The sequence below is a fragment of the Streptomyces sp. RLA012 genome, assembly GCF_056270325.1.
Genome location: NZ_JBWDPA010000002.1, coordinates 6500347 through 6517925, shown reverse-complemented (window position 1 = coordinate 6517925; position 17579 = coordinate 6500347). Strand labels below are relative to the sequence as shown.

19 protein-coding genes and 3 pseudogenes are annotated in these 17579 nt (G+C 70.4%); 10 read left to right on the top strand and 12 right to left on the bottom strand.

Annotated elements, in window-relative coordinates; all coding sequences use genetic code 11:
• Nucleotides 1–92: 92 nt before the first annotated feature.
• The 5 genes from RV986_RS30000 to RV986_RS29980 form a co-directional block, all read right to left on the bottom strand.
• Complete coding sequence (locus RV986_RS30000; protein WP_475920372.1) at nt 93–974, bottom strand: GNAT family N-acetyltransferase; 882 nt, start codon at nt 972–974, stop codon at nt 93–95.
• Between the two features lie 84 nt (nt 975–1058).
• A complete protein-coding gene (locus RV986_RS29995) occupies nt 1059–1259 on the bottom strand; it encodes a ubiquitin family protein (protein WP_475920371.1) in 201 nt (66 codons plus the stop codon).
• A gap of 4 nt (nt 1260–1263) precedes the next feature.
• A complete protein-coding gene (locus RV986_RS29990; RefSeq protein WP_475920370.1) occupies nt 1264–2373 on the bottom strand; it encodes a radical SAM protein in 1110 nt (369 codons plus the stop codon).
• 105 nt (nt 2374–2478) lie between these two features.
• Nucleotides 2479–2820, bottom strand: coding sequence for a DUF6415 family natural product biosynthesis protein (locus tag RV986_RS29985; RefSeq protein ID WP_475920369.1), 342 nt, complete (start codon nt 2818–2820; stop codon nt 2479–2481).
• A complete protein-coding gene (locus RV986_RS29980) occupies nt 2817–3011 on the bottom strand; it encodes a hypothetical protein (protein ID WP_475920368.1) in 195 nt (64 codons plus the stop codon). The genes RV986_RS29985 and RV986_RS29980 overlap by 4 nt, the downstream gene beginning before the upstream one ends.
• Nucleotides 3012–4362: 1351 nt before the next feature.
• Here RV986_RS29980 and RV986_RS29975 point away from each other — a divergent pair.
• A complete protein-coding gene (locus RV986_RS29975) occupies nt 4363–4497 on the top strand; it encodes a hypothetical protein (RefSeq protein WP_475924739.1) in 135 nt (44 codons plus the stop codon).
• Nucleotides 4498–4508: 11 nt separating this feature from the next.
• Entirely contained in the window at nt 4509–4982 is a 474-nt protein-coding gene (locus tag RV986_RS29970; RefSeq protein ID WP_475920367.1) for a hypothetical protein, read from the top strand.
• Between the two features lie 275 nt (nt 4983–5257).
• On the opposite strand, the gene RV986_RS29965 is transcribed toward RV986_RS29970, so the two are convergent.
• The 4 genes and pseudogenes from RV986_RS29965 to RV986_RS29950 all read right to left on the bottom strand — a co-directional run.
• A complete protein-coding gene (locus RV986_RS29965) occupies nt 5258–6373 on the bottom strand; it encodes an ADP-ribosylglycohydrolase family protein (protein WP_475920366.1) in 1116 nt (371 codons plus the stop codon).
• A 118-nt stretch (nt 6374–6491) separates the two neighbouring features.
• Entirely contained in the window at nt 6492–8687 is a 2196-nt protein-coding gene (locus RV986_RS29960; protein ID WP_475920365.1) for a tetratricopeptide repeat protein, read from the bottom strand.
• A complete protein-coding gene (locus RV986_RS29955) occupies nt 8684–9010 on the bottom strand; it encodes a DUF6247 family protein (RefSeq protein ID WP_475920364.1) in 327 nt (108 codons plus the stop codon). Before RV986_RS29955 ends, RV986_RS29960 begins: the two co-directional genes overlap by 4 nt.
• A 102-nt stretch (nt 9011–9112) precedes the next feature.
• A pseudogene (locus RV986_RS29950) lies at nt 9113–9268 on the bottom strand (helix-turn-helix domain-containing protein); the annotation flags it as partial.
• A gap of 465 nt (nt 9269–9733) precedes the next feature.
• Here RV986_RS29950 and RV986_RS29945 point away from each other — a divergent pair.
• The 3 genes and pseudogenes from RV986_RS29945 to RV986_RS29935 all read left to right on the top strand — a co-directional run.
• A pseudogene (locus RV986_RS29945) lies at nt 9734–10768 on the top strand (transposase); the annotation flags it as partial.
• Between the two features lie 80 nt (nt 10769–10848).
• On the top strand, nt 10849–11316 hold the full coding sequence (locus RV986_RS29940; RefSeq protein ID WP_475920363.1) for a MarR family winged helix-turn-helix transcriptional regulator: 468 nt from the start codon (nt 10849–10851) through the stop codon (nt 11314–11316).
• Complete coding sequence (locus RV986_RS29935; protein ID WP_475920362.1) at nt 11313–12128, top strand: NAD-dependent epimerase/dehydratase family protein; 816 nt, start codon at nt 11313–11315, stop codon at nt 12126–12128. Before RV986_RS29940 ends, RV986_RS29935 begins: the two co-directional genes overlap by 4 nt.
• A 112-nt stretch (nt 12129–12240) precedes the next feature.
• Here RV986_RS29935 and RV986_RS29930 read toward each other — a convergent pair whose 3' ends face one another.
• On the bottom strand, nt 12241–13215 hold the full coding sequence (locus RV986_RS29930; protein ID WP_475920361.1) for a site-specific integrase: 975 nt from the start codon (nt 13213–13215) through the stop codon (nt 12241–12243).
• A 96-nt stretch (nt 13216–13311) separates the two neighbouring features.
• Entirely contained in the window at nt 13312–13551 is a 240-nt protein-coding gene (locus RV986_RS29925; RefSeq protein ID WP_475920360.1) for a hypothetical protein, read from the bottom strand.
• Nucleotides 13552–13712: 161 nt separating this feature from the next.
• On the opposite strand from RV986_RS29925, the gene RV986_RS29920 reads away from it, so the two are divergent.
• The gene (locus RV986_RS29920) at nt 13713–14024 is read left to right on the top strand and encodes a hypothetical protein (protein WP_475920359.1); all 312 of its coding nucleotides are present in this window, start codon (nt 13713–13715) and stop codon (nt 14022–14024) included.
• A gap of 196 nt (nt 14025–14220) precedes the next feature.
• Entirely contained in the window at nt 14221–14643 is a 423-nt protein-coding gene (locus RV986_RS29915; protein WP_475920358.1) for a hypothetical protein, read from the top strand.
• 271 nt (nt 14644–14914) lie between these two features.
• On the opposite strand, the gene RV986_RS29910 is transcribed toward RV986_RS29915, so the two are convergent.
• Entirely contained in the window at nt 14915–15373 is a 459-nt protein-coding gene (locus tag RV986_RS29910; RefSeq protein WP_475920357.1) for a MarR family winged helix-turn-helix transcriptional regulator, read from the bottom strand.
• A 63-nt stretch (nt 15374–15436) separates the two neighbouring features.
• Between RV986_RS29910 and RV986_RS29905 the strand changes: the two genes are divergently transcribed.
• The 3 genes and pseudogenes from RV986_RS29905 to RV986_RS29895 all read left to right on the top strand — a co-directional run.
• Nucleotides 15437–15805, top strand: a complete 369-nt coding sequence (locus tag RV986_RS29905) for a VOC family protein (protein ID WP_020549970.1) — start codon at nt 15437–15439, stop codon at nt 15803–15805.
• A gap of 49 nt (nt 15806–15854) precedes the next feature.
• On the top strand, nt 15855–16187 hold the full coding sequence (locus tag RV986_RS29900) for a hypothetical protein (protein WP_475920356.1): 333 nt from the start codon (nt 15855–15857) through the stop codon (nt 16185–16187).
• A 281-nt stretch (nt 16188–16468) separates the two neighbouring features.
• Nucleotides 16469–17326 (top strand): annotated as a pseudogene (locus RV986_RS29895) (ISL3 family transposase); the annotation flags it as partial.
• Nucleotides 17327–17579: the final 253 nt, after the last annotated feature.

The following is a 17579-nucleotide window of genomic DNA, read 5'->3' as shown; positions in this document are numbered from 1 at the left end:
CGGCCCATCTGTCGCCAGGCGGATTCCAGGTACTGGGGCCTCTTCATGTCGGCGGGGCCTGCCGACCAAGATGCCTCGGGTGTGGGTGGCGGTCACACGGTGCGGGTGCAGACGAAGCCGAGGGAGGCGAGTCCTTCGGCCTGGCACAGTCGGTCGGATGCGCCGCCGACCTCGGTCTGGAGGAGTTGGTAGGCGGCTCCGTGATCTCGGCCCCATGTCATGGCGGCGCGCCACAGGGCGCGGCCGTAGCCGTGACCCCGGTGTTCCGGGAGGACGCCGAAGTACTGGGGGAGGAGCTGGGTGCGCCCGGCGGGGTCGGTGATGGTCTCCATGGGGCCGATGGCTCCGGCCACGTGGCCGTCGTGGGCGACGGTGAGGACCGGCCCGACAGTCCCGGCCTGCATCTGTTCGTGCAGGAAGGCGAAACCGTCGGCCTTCATGTTCTTGGCGAAGGCGGCGAACGAGGCCTTGACGGTGTCCGGCTGCTGGTCGTACGGCCGTACGCCGGTGCGCGGGCGTGCGTCCGGTCCGGGGGCGGTGAAGTCCTTGAGGTGGACGCGTGTGCCCACACCGGAGGAGTACGGCTCCGGCTGCTCGGGGCCGAGGAACCACACGATGCGCGCCTTCCCGGTGCCGTGGGTGGCGGCAAGCTTGCGGGCCAGATCGGCCCCGGCGGTCAGGCTGTCCGGCTCTGCCCCGTACACGTGGACCTTCACCACGCCTTGGCCGCGCTCGGAGAGGGTGGGAATGAGCGTGCTCCGCCGGTCGTGGTGGACGTCGCGGGTGATGATGCTCTCGGTCTTGGTGTCCGACCAGCGGCGGTCTTTGTCGTACGGGAGGAACTGGCCGGTGCCCGCCACGTCGGCGGCGGCCTCGAAGAGGTCGGGCAGGGGGCTACCGGGGTGGACGGGTCCCAGGGTCGGCACGTAGGGCACGGGCATCACGGGTTCGATCCAGTCCCAGTGGAAGCGCATGCCCGCACGCTACACACGCGGCGCAGGCCCCGCGGGAGAACACCGGGGCCTGCGCGTTCATGACCGGATCAGGTGCGGATCAGGTCAGTGGGGGTTGTCGTCGCCCGCGTTGCAGGAGCACTTGACGGAGTCCATCACCTGGTCCAGGTCCGTGATGGGGGTGACGGCGGTGAGCGGCGGCGCGGGCTCGGTGACCGGCCGCGTGTAGTAGGGCAGTTCCCCGCTGATGGACAGGTCGTCCAGGAGCGGGCGCCTGGGGGAGAATTCGACAGCTACAGCCGTCATGGGGTCACCTCTTCATTCCGTGTTGGCAGTAACTTGCGAGTGGTGCCTTCGCCTCCTGGTAGTGCTTGGCCAGCGGCCTGCACACGGTGCAGGAGCCCGAGAGCCGGCAGCCGGAGCAGCCACCGGTGCGAAGCATGAGACGGTCGGCGACAGCGCCGAGCCGGGCGAGGCCGTCGATTCCCTCGGCGGGGAGGCCGATCTGGTCGTCGCGGCCGATCTTGCAGATGGACACGAGCCCGTGCGGGTCGGTGTGGAAAAAGGTGTGGCCCGCGTTGCAGCCGGTGAAGGGCTTCCGCATCCGCAGGTGTTCCTTCGACTGCGCCGTCAGGGACTCGGCGCCGCCGTAGATCGTCGGCGTCATGTTCGTGAAGACGTTGTACTCCACGCCCCACCGCTCACACAGGGCGACCATCGGGGCCTCTTCGTGGGCGTTGTCCTCGGTGACGATCACGCTCATCCGCAGCGGCAGGTTCGCCCGGCGGCCGGCGTTCATGCCCTGGATGAACAGGTCCCACGCCCCGGTGCGCTGGGTCAGCTCGTCGTAGCTCTGCTTGGTGGCCCCGTACATGGACACCGTGATCCGGTAGGGCGGCCGCTCTCGAAACATGGCCAGCAGGTTCTCCCGCCACAGAAGGGAGGCGTTCGTGGAGACCGTGATCATCATGCCCCGCTCGAAAGCGTGTCGGTAGGAGGGCATGAAGTCCTTGTCCACCGTGGGCTCGCCCCCGGTGATCTGGAGCCACAGGACGCCGGCCTCCGCCATGATGTCGAGGCAGCGGAGCTTGTCGTCCAGCGGCATCCCTGAGTTGACCTTGAGACCCAGGTAGCAGTGCTTGCACGTGTAGTTGCAGCCCAGGTTGATCTCCCAGGACGCCCGCCCGTACCCCCACTTCGACGGTTGCCGCATCAGCAGGAACTCGGACAGCGGGCGGCCGGTGAGGTCCATGCCCCACTGCCGGCGGGCGGTGTCGGCCAGCCAAGCAGGGGCGGAAGCTTCCGGGGCGCGGGTGCGCAGTTCCTCGTAGTGGTCTTCGGGCAGCAGTAGTCCGCTTTGGCTCCCGGGGCGGAGGAGCACGTGCTGCCCCAGGAACGGACTGGCGATCAGTTCATGCATCGTCTCTCCCTCGGTTCAGGTGGTCCACGGGCCGGTGGAGTGCCCGCGCCTCAGGCGAGGAGCACCCTGGGTTGGCCGGCGAAGCCGCCCGGGTGTTCTGGCCGCTTACCGGGGCCGCCTGCGCTGCTGGTCGGCCGTGTACCGCATCAGCAACTCGACGGACTTGGCCAGCAGCCGCAGCGACGCGGCCGGGTCTTGGCCCTCGTCCTCGGCGACCGCACGAGCGTGCTGCACGGTGTGCTGGGCGATGTTCCGTGCCCGGCCATCGGACAGCGCGTCCGCGTACTCCTGAGCTGGGTCGGCCAGCAGACCGATGTATCCACGGAGCCGCCTGCGGAGTTCGTCGGCGGTCGGGCCGGTCGCTGTGCCGTGCGTGGCGAGTGTGAGGGCGAGCGCGCTGTCGCGGGCCATGTCGGTGGTGATGGAAGCCTCCCGCACGACGGTCATCGCTCGCTCTCCCCGGCCGGGTCCGGCTCCGGTCCGCTCTCCTCCGGGGTCCCGCAGCGGGCGAGGAACGCGTCCCATCCGTGGGAGGCGATCTCCAGAGTGCGGGCGGACAGGGAGTCGCCGGGGGCGCAGGTGGGGAGCGCCGGATGAGTCGGCGCGGTCTTGGGCTTGGGAGTGCTCTTTGTCGTCATCTCGTCGCCTCGGAGGGTTGTGCCGTGCCCGCGGCTGTCGGTGTGGCGGGCGCGGGTGTTGCTGATGGTTGAACGGAGTGGAAACGGGGCCGTGGTCGGCGGAGTCCGTTGCGGCTGACAGCTAGTCAACGCCCCGCGGCGGGAGGGGGAGCAGGGCTGATGCAGGACCCGCATACGGGTATGCGCGAAGTGGGTACCGTCGTATGTCGGTATCGGGCTAAGCGCGTAGCGTGGGGGAGAGGCCGTTGAACTGGCAGGCACAGGCAGTCCGTGACGCGTCCCGAACTGGTGACTACGGCAGGGTCATCGGGCTGGCTCGCAAAGACGCCCGGATGACGCAGAAGCAGTTGGGCGAGGCGTGCGGGCTGTCTCAGTCGGCGGTGTCGCGGCTGGAGAAGAAAGGACCCGGCTCTTACGGGACGGATGTCCTGTCGGCGGTCGCGGTACATCTGGCGATCCCAGCCCACATGGTCGGTCTCGCCGGGCAGCAGCACGTACTTCGAGATGGACATGAACAAGTGGAGCGACGCGGATTCCTGGGGGGCGTAGCTGCGGCTGCGGCGACCCCTCTCCTTGCCGCACTGCCCGACCCCGGATCAGCCGGGGGCCAAGCTGCGGCGCTCAGGCTCACCACATCGACGTTCCGCAGACTCGACAGCTCGACCCCGTCCCGGGATCTGCATGAATCTGTGCAGACCCATATCCGTCTCATCCAGACCGTGAGCCGCGACGCCGGATCGAACGAGGCCCGGTCCCGACTGGCGGCGATCGGGAGCGAGGCGGCGAGCCTGGCCGGGTGGCTGGCATGGGACATGGGCGACCACGGGTCGGCACGCTCCTGGTACGGGTCGGCGGTCCGGGCTGCACGGTCGGCTGGTGACCCGCTGCTGGCCGCCTACCAGGCCGGGAGCCTCGCCCAGTTCGAGGCGCACGCGGGCAACGGGACGCAAGCTCTGAACCTCGCCAGGAACGCTCGCCGCTACTTGGGGCCTGGTCGTCCGGCGGTAGCAGACGCGTGGCTGTCATCGGTGGAGGCCCTGTCCCATGCCGCCAACGGAGACCAACGAGGGGCCGATCGGGCCCTGACCCGCAGTCGTGCCGTAGCCGAGAAGCTGTCCCCGTCCGATTCGCCGCCGTGGCCGTGGGTGTTCCACTTCGACCCGGCCAAGGTCGCGGCAGCGCGGGTCACCTGCGGGGCCCGGCTCGGTATCGCCGACTGGGTACTCGGTGACGACACTCAGGCCCTCGGAACCGGCAGCGCGAAGCAGCGCGCCCTCGTCGTCTTGGACGTGGCAGCCGCCATCTGGCAGCGGGCCGGATCGAAGCCGCATTCGCCCTCGCGTCACGGGCGGTGGAGACCGGGCTGCAATACCGGTCCGGGCGGATCGTCGAGCGGGCCCGTACGGTGCGGCACGCCGTGTCGCTGACGTCCCCGCCCAAGGTGGTGCGGGACTTCGACGAGCGCCTTCACGACGTCTACCTGTAGGAGGGGACCACATGCGTATCGGGATTACCGGACACCGAGGGCTGAGCGACGAAGTGAGCGCGGCTGTGCGGGGACTGCTCGAAGAAGCCGTCCGCGAGCAGGACGCGAAGGAGTTGATCGCGGTGTCCTGCATCGCGGACGGGCCGGATGCCTGGTTCGCTGAGTTGGTGCTCGCGCACGGAGGTCGCCTCGAAGTCGTTGTTCCCGCAACCGAGTACCGGGAGAGCCTGCCCGAGGCGCACTGGCCGCTGTACGACGAGTTGATGGCCCGGGCCGCCGAGGTTCACGAGACCGGCATGACCGCCTCGGACTCGGCCGCGCACATGGCGGGCAGTGAGATCGTCGTTGGCCTCGCGGACCAACTCTTCGCAGTGTGGGATGGGAAGCCCGCGTGGGGGTACGGCGGCACAGCCGACGTCGTCTCCTACGCCGAACGATCCGGTGTGGCCGTGCGGATCCTGTGGCCGGAGGGTGCCAGCCGCTGACCATCCTGACGTTGGGCGACGCCCTTGGCGCCGCGGCCTTTCCTGCCCTCGATACAGATCGCGGCCAGCGCCTCGAACATCTCGGAGAGTCCAGACGGCGCAACACGTCCGTGGCCACGTAGCGGGTGATGAGTGGCTTGCCGTCGTCTTCTTGCCGTTCAGCCCGGCCAGGGCGGTGGCGCCGATGGCGACGGCCCCCCAGGGAGGGGATGGGACGACGGGTAGGGGCGGCGGGGGCGAAGGAAAAGGCGAAGGAAACGGCGAAGGAAAAGGCGTCAGGCTCGGGGGTAGCGGGTCAGCCAGCCGGGGGAGGAGCCGCCGGGGCCGTGCAGGGCGGGGCCCTGGGTCATCTCCATCGCGAAGTCGTCCGCGAGGACCAGCATCGTGGGACGGCCCTCCAGTTCGGCCAGCCAGGCCGGCGGAAGGGCCGTCTCCCCGTGCAGGGCACCCAACAGCCCCCCGGTGAGCGCCCCGGCCACCCCGGAGGGCCCGCCCTGGTTCACCGCGAGGCACAACCCGTGCCGCACGTCCTCCCCCACCAGCGCGCAGTACACGGCGACCGCCAGCAACCCCTCCGCCGTACCGTCCCCGGCAAGCTCCTCCACCCGCCCCGGCGTCGGCATCCCCTGCCGTACGGCCCCCAGCGCATGCTGGAGCGCGTCCGCGACGGGCTGCTGCCCGGGTCGCGGGGCGAGGATCGCCAGGGCCCGCTGCACGGCCGCGTCGAGGCTCTCGCCCCGGGCCAGCGCGTGCACGATGACGGCGTACGCGCCCGCCGAGAGGTACGCCGTGGGGTGCCCGTGCGTCTGCGCGGCGCACTCGACGGCGAGCTGCAGCACGAGTTGCGGCTCCCACCCGACGAGCAGCCCGAACGGCGCCGAGCGGGCGGCGGCCTCCGGCCCCGGCTCGCCGGGGTTCTTGGGCGCGTCCAGCGTGCCCATGATCTCGTCGCCGAAGCCGGTCAGACAGGAGCGGGCCGGGTCGCGACGGGCGTACAGCCACTCCTCGCGGGCCAGCCAGCCGTCGTCCTTGCGGCGCTCGTCCGGACCCCAGTCGCTCTGGGTGGCCCTCCAGCGGCGGTACGCCCGGTGCAGATCGGTCGGCGGATGCCAGGCGCCGGTGTCGCGTCGTACCTGGGCGCGTATCAGCCCGTCAAGAGTGAACAGCGTCAGCTGGGTGAGGTGGGTGACGGCGCCCCGCCGGCCGTGCCCGAAGGTGAGGTCGACAAGGCCCTGCGCGCCGTACGCCTCCCGGATCTGCTGCAGGGTGAGTCCGTCGAGCGGTGTGCCCAGGGCGTCCCCGACGGCCGCGCCCAGCAGCGTCCCACGTACCCGGCTGCGGAAGTCCTGCTGCTCCGGACGGCCCCAGACCGCACCGGCTGTCGCACCCACCGAGACCTCCCCAGGCACCGTCCGCACGTCCCCGCGCAGCACTGTAATCGACCGGGAACGGTCCGTTGAGGGCCCCGAACAGTATGCGAACTGTGACCCGAGTGAACCAAGTGCTCGCTTATGCACGCCGTTCGGATTGTTCGGCGGGGCTCTCTGAGTTCTCTGGGCTCTCTGGGCTCTCTGGGCTCTCCGGGCTCCCCGGGCTCCCCTCGGCGGCGGCGCCCGTACGCCCCGCTCCGATCCGTTCCCGGAGCGGAGCGAGCGCGCGGGCCAGGCGGTCCCGGTCGGGGTCGGGAGTCAGTTCGAGGGCTCGGTCCAGGTCACCGGCCGCCTCCTCCAGCCGTCCCAGCCCGAGCAGCGCCCGCCCCCGGCACACGAGGGCCGGGGGGTCGTCGGACCGCAGGGCCAGCGCCCGGTCGGCATCGGCCAGTGCCCGGTCGTGGGCGTCCCGGCGGAGATGGACCTCGGCCCGTTGGCGCAGGGCCCAGGGGTAGTCCGGCAGGAGCGCGAGCGCCCGGTCCAGATCGGCGAGGGCCTCCTCGGGCCGGCCCAGGTCGGCCTGGCAGACGCCTCGGCTCGCGTACGCCGACGCGTACGCGGCGTCGATGCCGATGGCCCGGTCGTAGTCGGCGAGGGCTTCCTCGGGACGGCCGGCGGCGCGCAGGGCGTCCCCGCGCTCGCAGTACCCCCAGCCCCAGTCGGGCAGCAGGCGCAGCCCGAGGTCGAGGTCCGCCAACTGCCGTACGGGCTGCCCCAGCCCCCGCCACACCCGGGCCCGGCGGCCCAGCGCCCAGGGGTAGTCCGGCTTGAGCTCCAGCGCGCGGTTCAGATCCACCAGGGCCGCGTCCAACTGTCCGAGCCGCTGCCGGACCGCTCCCCGGGACGCCCAGGCGAAGTGGTACGCGGGGTCGAGCGCGATCGCCCGGTCCAGATCCCTGACCGCCTCGTCGTCGTGCCCCAGGATGCGGTGGTACTCACCGCGTACGGAGATCGTCTCGGCGTTGTCCGGCGCGAGCTCGTCGGCCCGGTCCAAGTCGGCGATGCCCGCCTCGTAGCCGCCCAGCCAGTTGCGGCTGAGAGCCCGGCCGCGGTAGGCGCGGGCCAGCCCCGGATCGAGGGCGATGGCCCGGTCGTACTCCGCAAGCGCCTGTTCGTGGGCGCCCGCGTGCCGCAGCGCGCTCCCGCGCACCGCCCGGGCGAGTGCCTGGCGCGGCTCGTCGAGGCCGCCCCGGTCCAGCAGCACCCCGAGCGCGGCGACCACCCCGCCCTCGGCGAACGCCGCCGCCAGGTCCCGCCCCCAGGTCCGTACGGTCTCCGTGTCCGCGTCCTCGCCCGCCTCCGCCAGGACCCGTGCCCAGCGCTGCGCGGAACTGTCACCGTTGCCGCAGGCGTCGACGAAGTCCCGCAGCACCGCCGGGAGCACGGTCCGGGCCCCGGCGCACAGCAGGTGGTAGGACTCCGCGAGCCGCAGCTCCCGCCACCCGCCGTCGGCCCACAGCTCCCGGGTGTCCCGTCCGGCTTCCGTCTCCGCCCGCCACCGCCCGAAGGTCTCCGCGAGCCGCGCGTGCCGCCGCGCCCAGCCCCGCGGGGAGCGCAGCCGTTGCAACCGCAGCATCGGCGCCCGTACGACGTCGTGGTACTGGACGCGGTCCCCGCGGTCGCTGACGAAGGGGAGCCCGCGCAGCCAGCCGAACAGGGCGTCGGCCTCCTCCTCCGGGCAGTCCACGGCGGCCCGGAAGACGTCCGCGTCCAGGCGCCGGGGCAGGGCGCAGGCGAGTGCGGCGGCCCGGCGCACCGGGTCCTGCTCCCACTTCAGGAAGCGTTCGACGGCGGTCGCGCTCGGGTCGCCCACGTCGTCCGGGTCGGCCGGCCGCGCCTCGACCAGTGTGGACACCAGTACCGGCAGTCCGCCCGTGAGCCGCAGCACCTCCTCGACGACCGGCTCGGCCACCACGCCCTTGTCGGCGAGCAGCCCCCGCGCCTCGGCCTCCGTGAAGGGCCCCAGCGGCAGGTCGGTCACGAAGTCGGCGAAGCCGCCCCAGCGGACGGTGTCGAAGGGGCGCTGTCCGGCGGTGACGACCACGATGTTCGCCGACAGGGCGCCGTACCGGTCGGTCGTCATCACGTCGTGCAGCCAGCCGTCCAGGAAGGGCGCGGTCCGCTCATAGGTGTCGAAGATCAGTACGAGCCAGGGGGCTTCGGCGGCCACCCCGGCCAGTTCGTCGAGCAGCACCGGGGTGAGCACCCGCTCGGGCGAGAGAACGAGCTGCACGTCCTCCTGGTTGCGGAAGCGGGCGGCCAGACCGGCCCTCAACCTGTCCGCCCCGTGGGCCAGTCGGCGATGGCCTCGGTCGGCTCCTGTTCGCCCGCGTCCACGATCCGCTCCAGTTCACGGAGCCGGGCGGCACGCTCGGGGTGCCGTTCGATCGCGACGAACACGGCCCACGAATGCACAAACGCCCGCAGCGGCGCGAGGCTCTGCGTCTGCTGCGCGTTCGTCGTGGCCTCGAAGAGGTGCTGTGTGAGTGCCGGAACCCGGCTGGGAGCAATGCGGGCGACTGCCGCCCGCAGCGCGTCAGGGGTGAGTTCAGGCACGGGGATCAGCGGTCCGTACGGGCCGTCGCTCTGAGCACTCACGGTGACCTCCGGTGCGGGTGGGACGCTCCTCGTACGGTACCGGCGGAGGCTGCGGTGAGCCGCCGGGACGGTGCTGGTCGCGTGACTCGCTTCTGGCATTTCCTACGCCGCCGCTCGCGCCGGGCGACAGGCCCGGCAGCGGCCCGGCTCCGGGGCGCGGAACGCCCGGTCGCAGCCGTCGCAGTTCTGGAGGGGGTCGGGGCGAGGGGTCTCCGGCTGGGTGGGAAGGGGCGGGGGCAGGAGGGCTGTGAGGCGGTGGTGCCCCGGCATGAGCTGGCGGCAGCGATCGCCGCGCTGTTCGAGCTGACACCGCCGCTGGACTCCGACGCGGACGAGGCATGGCGGTCGATGCTGGTCACTCGGTTTCCCACCGTACGGCCGTTCCTCAAGCTCCTCGTCCAGGTCGTCAACTTCGGCGCCACGCCGGAGGGCCTGCCTGTCCTCAAGGCGCTGAAGACTCTGCCCGACCTGATGGGGCGCAAGAAGGTGGGCCCCGACGAGATCGACACGTCCCTGCTGGTGGGCTCGTGGCGGCGCCTCGTGCTGACCGCGCCGCACCTGGAGCCGGGCACGGTGGACTGGAAAGCGTACGTGTTCTGCGTGTTGGAGTCCTTCCACCGGATGCTGCGCCGGCGGGAGGTGTTCGCGAAGAACTCCTCGAAGTGGGGCGACCCGCGGGCGAAGCTGCTGGACGGGGAGGCATGGGAGCAGGTCCGCCCGACGGTGCTGGCCTCCCTGCACCGGGCCGCGAACGCCACGCTCATCGAGCACCAAGCCGTGATCCCTCTCGCGCAGGCGTGGGGCGGCGGGCTGGTCGCCTCGGCCGACGGCATGCGGTTCGTCGTCCCCGTCCCGTCCGTGTACGCCCGCCCCAATCCTCGCTATTTCGGGCGCCGGGGCGGCGCGACGTGGCTGAACATGATCAACGACCAGGCGGCGGGGCTGGGCGGGAGGGTGGTGGCCGGGACCCCGCGCGACTCGCTGTACGTGCTTGATGTCCTCTACGACCGCGACGGTGGCAAGCGCCCGGAGATGATCGTCACCGACACCGCTTCGTACAGCGACATCGTGTTCGGGCTGCTCACTCTCGCTGGGTTCGCGTACGCGCCGCAGCTGGCGGACCTGCCGGACCAGAAGATGTGGCGCATCGACCGCACCGCCGACTACGGCGCATTCACTGACGCCGCCCGTGGTCGGGTGGACCTCGCCCGGATCGAGCGGCAGTGGGAGGACATCCTGCGGATCATCGGCTCCATCCACACCGGCGCCGTGCGCGCCTACGACGTCATCCGCATGCTGTCCCGGGACGGGCGGCCGACCCCGCTGGGGGACGCGATCGCGCACTACGGGCGGATCGCCAAGTCCCTGCACATCCTGCGCCTGGCCGACGAGCCCGGCTACCGCCGCCAGATCAAGGCCCAGGCCAACCTCCAGGAGGGCCGCCACGCACTCGCCCGGAAGATCTTCCACGGCCGCTCGGGGCAGCTCTACCAGCGCTACCAAGACGGCATGGAGGACCAGATCGGCGCCCTCGGCCTGGTCCTCAACGCCGTCGTCCTCTTCAACACCAGGTACATGGACGCCGCGGTGAACCAGCTGCGGGCTGACGGGTTCGACGTCCGCGACGAGGATGTCGCCCGCCTCTCGCCGTTCGTGCGGCAGCACATCAACATGCTGGGTCGGTACTCCTTCGCCTTGCCGGAGATGCCCGGCGGGCTACGACCCCTGCGCGACAAGGACCGCGGCGACGGCGAATGATCACCACGTTCTGGCTAGCGCATACGCCATCATCCTCGTCCCGTTTGACATTTCGCTAGCCGCCTAGCAATATTGGTTAGGTGCCTAGCGAAAACGAGCGTGACCAGCATGAATCAGCAGGCGCGTGGGCGAAGCGGTACTACCAGACCAGCCAAGCGGTTCTGGAATCGATCCTGCGCCCCTACGGACTCGGGCCGACCCAGTGGTACGTGCTTTACCACCTGGCTCACGACGGTCCGACCAAGCAGCGCGACCTCGTACGCGCGCTCCGTGTAGAGCGCGCCACGATGACCGGCGTCGTCGCCGCCCTGGTCCGCAAAGGGCTCGTGGAACAGACACCCGACCCCGGCGACCTGCGGCAGAAGACGCTGCGCCTCACCGAAGCGGGCGGCGAACTGTGGACACGGCTGCCCGACCCCATCGCCCGCATCCTCGCCGTCGCCTTCGACGGCGTGAGCGAGGAGGAGCAGGCACAGGTCGCCCGCATCCTGCGTGTGGCCACCGAACGACTCGCACACCATCTGAAGGAAGAGACAGCCCCCTCATGACGATCCTCGTCACCGGTGCCACCGGACTGGTCGGCACCCGCCTCCTGCCCCGCCTCGTCGACGCCGGCGTCGACTGCCGCGCCCTCGTCCGTCCTGGCAAGTCCGCCCCCGACGGCGTCGCGCCTGTTGAGGGCGACATCCTCGACCCTGGCTCGCTCGATGGCGCGCTCGACGGCGTCACCGACGTCGTGCACATGGCCGCTCTGTTCCGCACCCAGGACACGGACGCCATCCACCGCACCAACGTCGAGGGCACGCGCAACCTCATCGCAGCGACCAAGGCCCAGGCTCCGCAGGCGCGCTTCACCATGGCCAGCACCGGCCTCGTCTACGGCTCCGGCCTGAACCGGCCCGCCTGCGAGGACGACCCCGCCACCGCCGACCTCCCCTACCCGGCCAGCAAGATCCTCGCCGAGGCCGACCTCAAGGCCAGCGGCCTCAACTGGAGCATCCTGCGTTTCGGCTTCGTCTACGGCGACAAGGACGGCCACCTCGAATCCGCCCCTGGCCTGATGGCCAACTGGAAGTGGCACCCCGCCCAGACCCTCGACCTCATCCACCACCGTGACATCGCCACCGCCGTCAAGCTCGCCCTCACCGGCGCGCTCGACGGACACACCGTCAACGTCGTGGACGAGGCCCCCACCAGCATCTACGAGATCGCTCAGATCGTCGGTGCCCCCTACGAGCCCTCCGCCGAACCGCTCAACGATCCCTGGATGGGCCGCGCCGACGGCACCCTCCTGCGCACCCTCGGCTTCACCGCCACCGTCCCCACCGTCTACCAGGCACAACGCAACGGCCTGCTGTAAGGGGATCGGTGCACGGCGCTGCGGCGGACACCGGTCTCCCGGTGTTCGCCGCAGCCGCCATGCTCCGGCCGGAACCCCCGTTCCGACAAGGGCGGGGCCGCAGCACTCGCCTTCAGCGACGACTGTCGCCGGGGGCGAGGAGGCTGGTCAGCTCCGAGATCGCCTCGGGCGAGGGCTTGAAGTACCGGCGGACATTCTCCGGCTTCTTGTGCCGCGACTTCGCCATCAGCATCAGCAGGGAGGCGCCCTGCTCTCCGAGGTGGGTCAGGGCGGAATGGCGATACTCGTGCAAGTCCCAGCCGGTCCCCGGCCCGCGCACGGCGGTGTGCTCGTCCAGCAGGGCGCGGGCTTGATCGTAGGAGAGGCGGGCCAGACCGGTGTCCGGGCACACATCACGCGGGCTGACGACCTTCCCCGGGGCGGGGCGGCGGTGGGTGACGAACACCGGCCCGCAGGTCCGGCCGCGCAGCAGGCGGGGCAGGAGCCGGGCCGTGCCGGCATCCCAGTAGACCGTCTCCAGCACGAAATCCTCGCGGACCTGCCCGCGGCGGCGGGCTTTGCTCCGGGCGCCCTTGGCCTTCACCGGGCAGCGGCGCCCGGCGAGGTCCAGGTCCTCGATGTTCACGCCGAGGATCTCCTCGGACCGCCCGGCGGTCTCGTAGAGCATCCGCCACAGCGTCTTCTCCCGCAGGTGGACCTCACGCCGGGTGATGAGCCGGTCCACGGCCATCTTGGAGCGGGCCGGGGTCTCGGAGTCCGGCACCGCCAGCCGCTTCGTCCAGGCTGGGACCGCCGGGCCGTCGTAGCCGTACGCCTCGCACCAGCCCAACCACGAGAGCACTGCCGCCCGGCGGGCGTTCCAGGTGTTGACCGCCGCAGTGCCCCACAGCAGTTCCAGGGTCTCCCCGATCTCGTCGTCCGCGACCGATCCCAGCGGGCGGGCTTCACCGATGCGCTCGGCGGTCTTGCCGACGCCGACTCCGTAACTGCGGACGGTGTTCGGGTTGCGGAGTGAGTCGAGGAAGGCGTCGGCCGCCGCACGGACGGTCAACGCCTTCCCGGCCGGCAGTTGCACGACGGTCGGCACCGCTTCCCCCTTGCCACGGATAACAGGGCCGCTTCATGTGCGGCCCGCAGGACGTCACCACAGGTGTGACCTTCAGGGCTGCATGACGCTGATTCTTCAGAGGTCTGCGGCGTGAACTGCCACAGGGCGATGTGCTCGCGCATCTTGCCGCGCGCCCGGCATCGGGTCATCGAGCGTGAAGCCGAGAGTGGGGAACTGTTCGGCGATCTCGGACGGGGTGAGAGCGGCGGTGACGGGAATCTCCCACCGGTTTCCGTTAGGAACCCAGGTCCCCTTCGGGTCTACGCCGCGGATGCGCCTGACGAACCCGTCGACCACATACACCATCGCCTTCATGTGGGAGCGCTTACTCCACGTCTTCCAACCGGTGATCACCGATGGTCACATTGACGCTTCCGCTGTACGGCATGGCACCTGCTCTCTCGAACTGCTGCGTCAGCCGTAGCGTACTGAGGCTGTGGTCAGCCGCAGCCCTCACGTCGCCGAAGCCGGAGACGGTGCCGAAGGCGAATGTCCGCGCCCTGCACCTCCTGGCGCCCGCGCCCATGAAGGCCGGCCCCACTATGGCGGCCTCCGACCCGACCCAGCAGCCGACCGCGCCCGCCGCGCTGGTGGAGCGTCGCACCCCCTCCGACGGTTACCGCCGCGCGACCGAAGCGCACCGCCAGGCCATCCGGACCTTCCGGGTGGACCCGGCCATCGCGGAAGCAGTGGGGCGGCAGACCGCCGCGATGCGGGCGCTGTCCCGACGTGCGTTCCCCGAGCCCGTCGCGGAGTGGAACACGTCGGACGGTAGGAGGGTTGGCTGAAGGTCTGCGCACCAGTGGCGCGTTCCGGGCGGTGTGTGCCGAAGGAGAGCTTCCGCTCGAAATGGCATGCACATTGCGGATTTGTGTCGCCGTCGTACCTGACCAGATGGCGATGGCAACCGACCTGCCCTGGGAGGCACTGTGCCGTTAGACAGCATCCGGAGAACTCTGTTCCGACCACGGGAGAAGACCTCTGATGACGGCCGATCCGACGAGCACCGCGGCACGACTCGCGAGCGAAGTGATCCGCACACGCCTGGCCATCCCCACGTTTTCCCGCCGCCTGACCGAGCGTCTCAACGCCTGGGAGGTCGACCACAGCGCCTTCCTCACCCAGACCGAGAGCGTGGTCCTCATCGCACTGCTGGCCACGGCCGATGAACCCGGCGCCGGTGTCCCGGCGACCTGGTACCCGGTTGCCGAGGCCGCGCTGCGCCAACGGCAGAGCACCGAGCTGTTTGCCGCCCTGCCCGCATCCTTGACGGATCCCTTCAAGCGACAGGTCGACCAACTCCGCCTGATGTCGACCGGGCTGACCCCCGGATCGGGTCATCGCTGGCTCAGGCTTTCCGATACCGCGCGGGAATTCCTCGAACCTGCCGCCCTGCTCGAAGGCTGAGCGCGAACCGCCACAAGAATTCCTGCCTGCGCCACTGCAGGCGATGTGACTCCCGCGCTCACTGACATGATCTTGGCAGAGCCGCGCAGCTGACTCCCGATTCCATCACGGAACGACATCCGCGGAGACATGCACAGCCACCGCGGCATCGCTCGGACGGTTGCTGTGCCTCACGCCAGGAGGGGTGTCGGGTTTCGAGGTCGCCTGCACGGATTTCCACGCTCGGCTGCACTCCATTGCGAGCGCGGCAAGACGTGCGCCGAGGAACGAGCTATGCACCGTCGTTGCCATCGCGCAGGGAATGAATCATGCTCTGCAGGATCCGGAACGCGCCTGACTGCTCGGTCTCGGTCATGCCGGCCAGCATTCTGACCTCGACGGACCGGACCGCTACGGTCGCCTTCTCCAGGCTCCGTCGGCCGCGAGGCGTGAGCCGCGTGGGAAGGACCTTCCCGACGGGTGCCTCCGCGGGCCTGGTCACGTAGCCGTCTCGTTCCAGGGCCTGGAGCAGCACGTTCATCGACTGCCGTGTCACGAACGCGCCCCGCGCGAGCTCGGAGTTCGACAAGCCCGGCCGTTGGGCCAGCAGCTCGAGGCAGGAGTAGTGCGTCACGCTCATCCCGAGTGGCCGCAGCACCTCCTCCATGGCTGCGCGCAGGGCACTCGAAGCCTCTTTCAACAGGTAGCCCAGTGATTTGTCCAGGTCGACGCCGGCACCGTTTTGACTCATGTCAGAAGTCTGACATAAATTGGTCTGTGTCAGGAATCTGACACGAAGCGAAGGAGCATCATCATGCCCGCCACCGGCCCCGACTTCATCTCGCTCCAGGCGCGCGACCTCGACGCTTCGCAGGCGTTCTACGAGCAGTACCTCGGCCTCGTCCGCTCGCAGGCCGGACCTCCGCACGCCGTCGTCTTCGAGACGAAGCCGATCGCGTTCGCACTCCGCGACGTCGTTCCCGGCACCGATCTCGCATCCGTTGCCCAGCCCGGCATTGGTGCCGCGATCTGGCTCCACGCCACCGACGTCCAGGCCATCCACGATGCTCTCGTCGCCGACGGTCACACCATCGTCTCCGCACCGATTGACGGCCCCTTCGGCCGGACATTCACCTTCGCCGATCCCGACGGCTACCAAGTCACTCTCCACGACCGCGCCTGATAAGCCGAACGCCACCGACGATCACCGTTTCCCCGAAGACCGCCGGTAGGTGCCCGAGGCAACCTGGGGCACCTACCGGCGCATCGTGTCCGCCTACCGACACCCTGACCACCGCGCCAGCAAGAAGGCTCTCCACTACGTCACGCAACCCTGCAACGGCATCCCCGGCATCCTTACCCCCGTCAAGACCGGCACCCCCCGCAACCAGCGCACCAGTGCCCCCACCGGCCCCACTGTCGGGCATCACGCCCGGGCCGGGCAGGGCCCGCTGTACCGGCTGGCCGACTACCTCGACCAGCACGGCCGCCACCACCGCGCCGAGACCATCCCCCCATTGACTTCTGGACCGCGGCCGCCGCCTACGCCCACCCCGCCGACCTGATCACACTCGGAAATGCCGCCTGGGACCGTGGCCTGCACCGCGACGCCGCTCAACTCCACAAACACGCCACCACCCACGGCAACCCCCACGCCGCAACCGCCCTCGTCATCCACCTCCATACCCGGCACCCCACCGACCCGCGCCCCGCCCAATGGGCCGCCGCCCACGTGTCCCTCGACGCCCCGTACACCGTGGCCTGGCTGTTGGGGTCTGTACGCTCACCGGCTCTGGCCCGTAGTCGGTGGTGACGCCGGGTAGCAGCCGTTGATCATGATCTTGTGATGGATGTCAACTCCCTTGTCGGGACGGTGTTTTCCGGGTTGGCGGTGCTGGTCGTCGAGGACGTGACGGACGGCGGTGACGCGGTGGTGGTCACGGCTCGCACTCGGGATGTGGCGGTGCGGTGTCCGGTATGCGGGACTCCGACGGCGAAGGTGCACGGGTATCACCGCCGGACGGTGACGGACGTGCCGGTCGACGGCCGCCCGGTCGTCGTCCACCTGCTGGTACGGCGGCTGGTCTGTCCGGTCCTGGGCTGCCGACGGCAGACCTTCCGCGGGCAGATTCCCGGTCTGCTGGAGCGCCATCAGCGCCGCACGGTGCGCCTCGCCTGGCAGATATCCCAGGTGGCGCGGGAGTTGGGCGGCCGGGCAGCGGCACGCCTCGCCGGTCTGCTGGCCGTGCCCGTGTCCCGCAGTACCGCACTGCGCCGACTGCGGCACCTGCCGCTGCCGCAGCAGGCGGTCCCGCGGGTGATCGGCGTGGACGATTTCGCCCTGCGCCGCCGCCACCGCTACGCCACGATCATCACGGATGCCGAAACAGGCAGACGCGTCGAGGTCCTGCCCGACCGCGAGAGGGCCACTCTGGAATCCTGGCTGCGTAAACATCCTGGTGTCGAGGTCGTGTGCCGGGACGGCTCGGCCACCTACGCCGAGGCCATCCGCCGCGCTCTGCCCGACGCGGTGCAGGTCAGCGACCGATGGCACCTCTGGGACAATCTCTGCGACAAAGTCCAGCTCGAAGTCCGCGCGCACACCGGCTGCTGGGCCACCATCAACCCGCCTCGCCCCGGCCAAGTACGTGAGCAGACCACCCGCGAACGCTGGAACAAGATCCACGATCTCCTCGGCCAGGGAGGCGTTGCGGTGCGGGGAGGGTTCGTCGCCGTCGTAGACGTAGTCGTGGGGTGGGGCCTGAAGTGCGGAACTGAGGCGCCCGCGGGCGGTGATCAGGCCGTCGGCGGCCATCTGGAGCGCGGTGGCGGCGGCGTCCCACATTGCCTCCCGGACCTCGTCTTTCAGCTGCTCAAAGGGGCGCCAGACGTTCAGCCCCGCGCGTTCCGGGTGTCCCGTGTTCTGCCAGATCAGCCGCAACGTGGTCTTGCCGTGG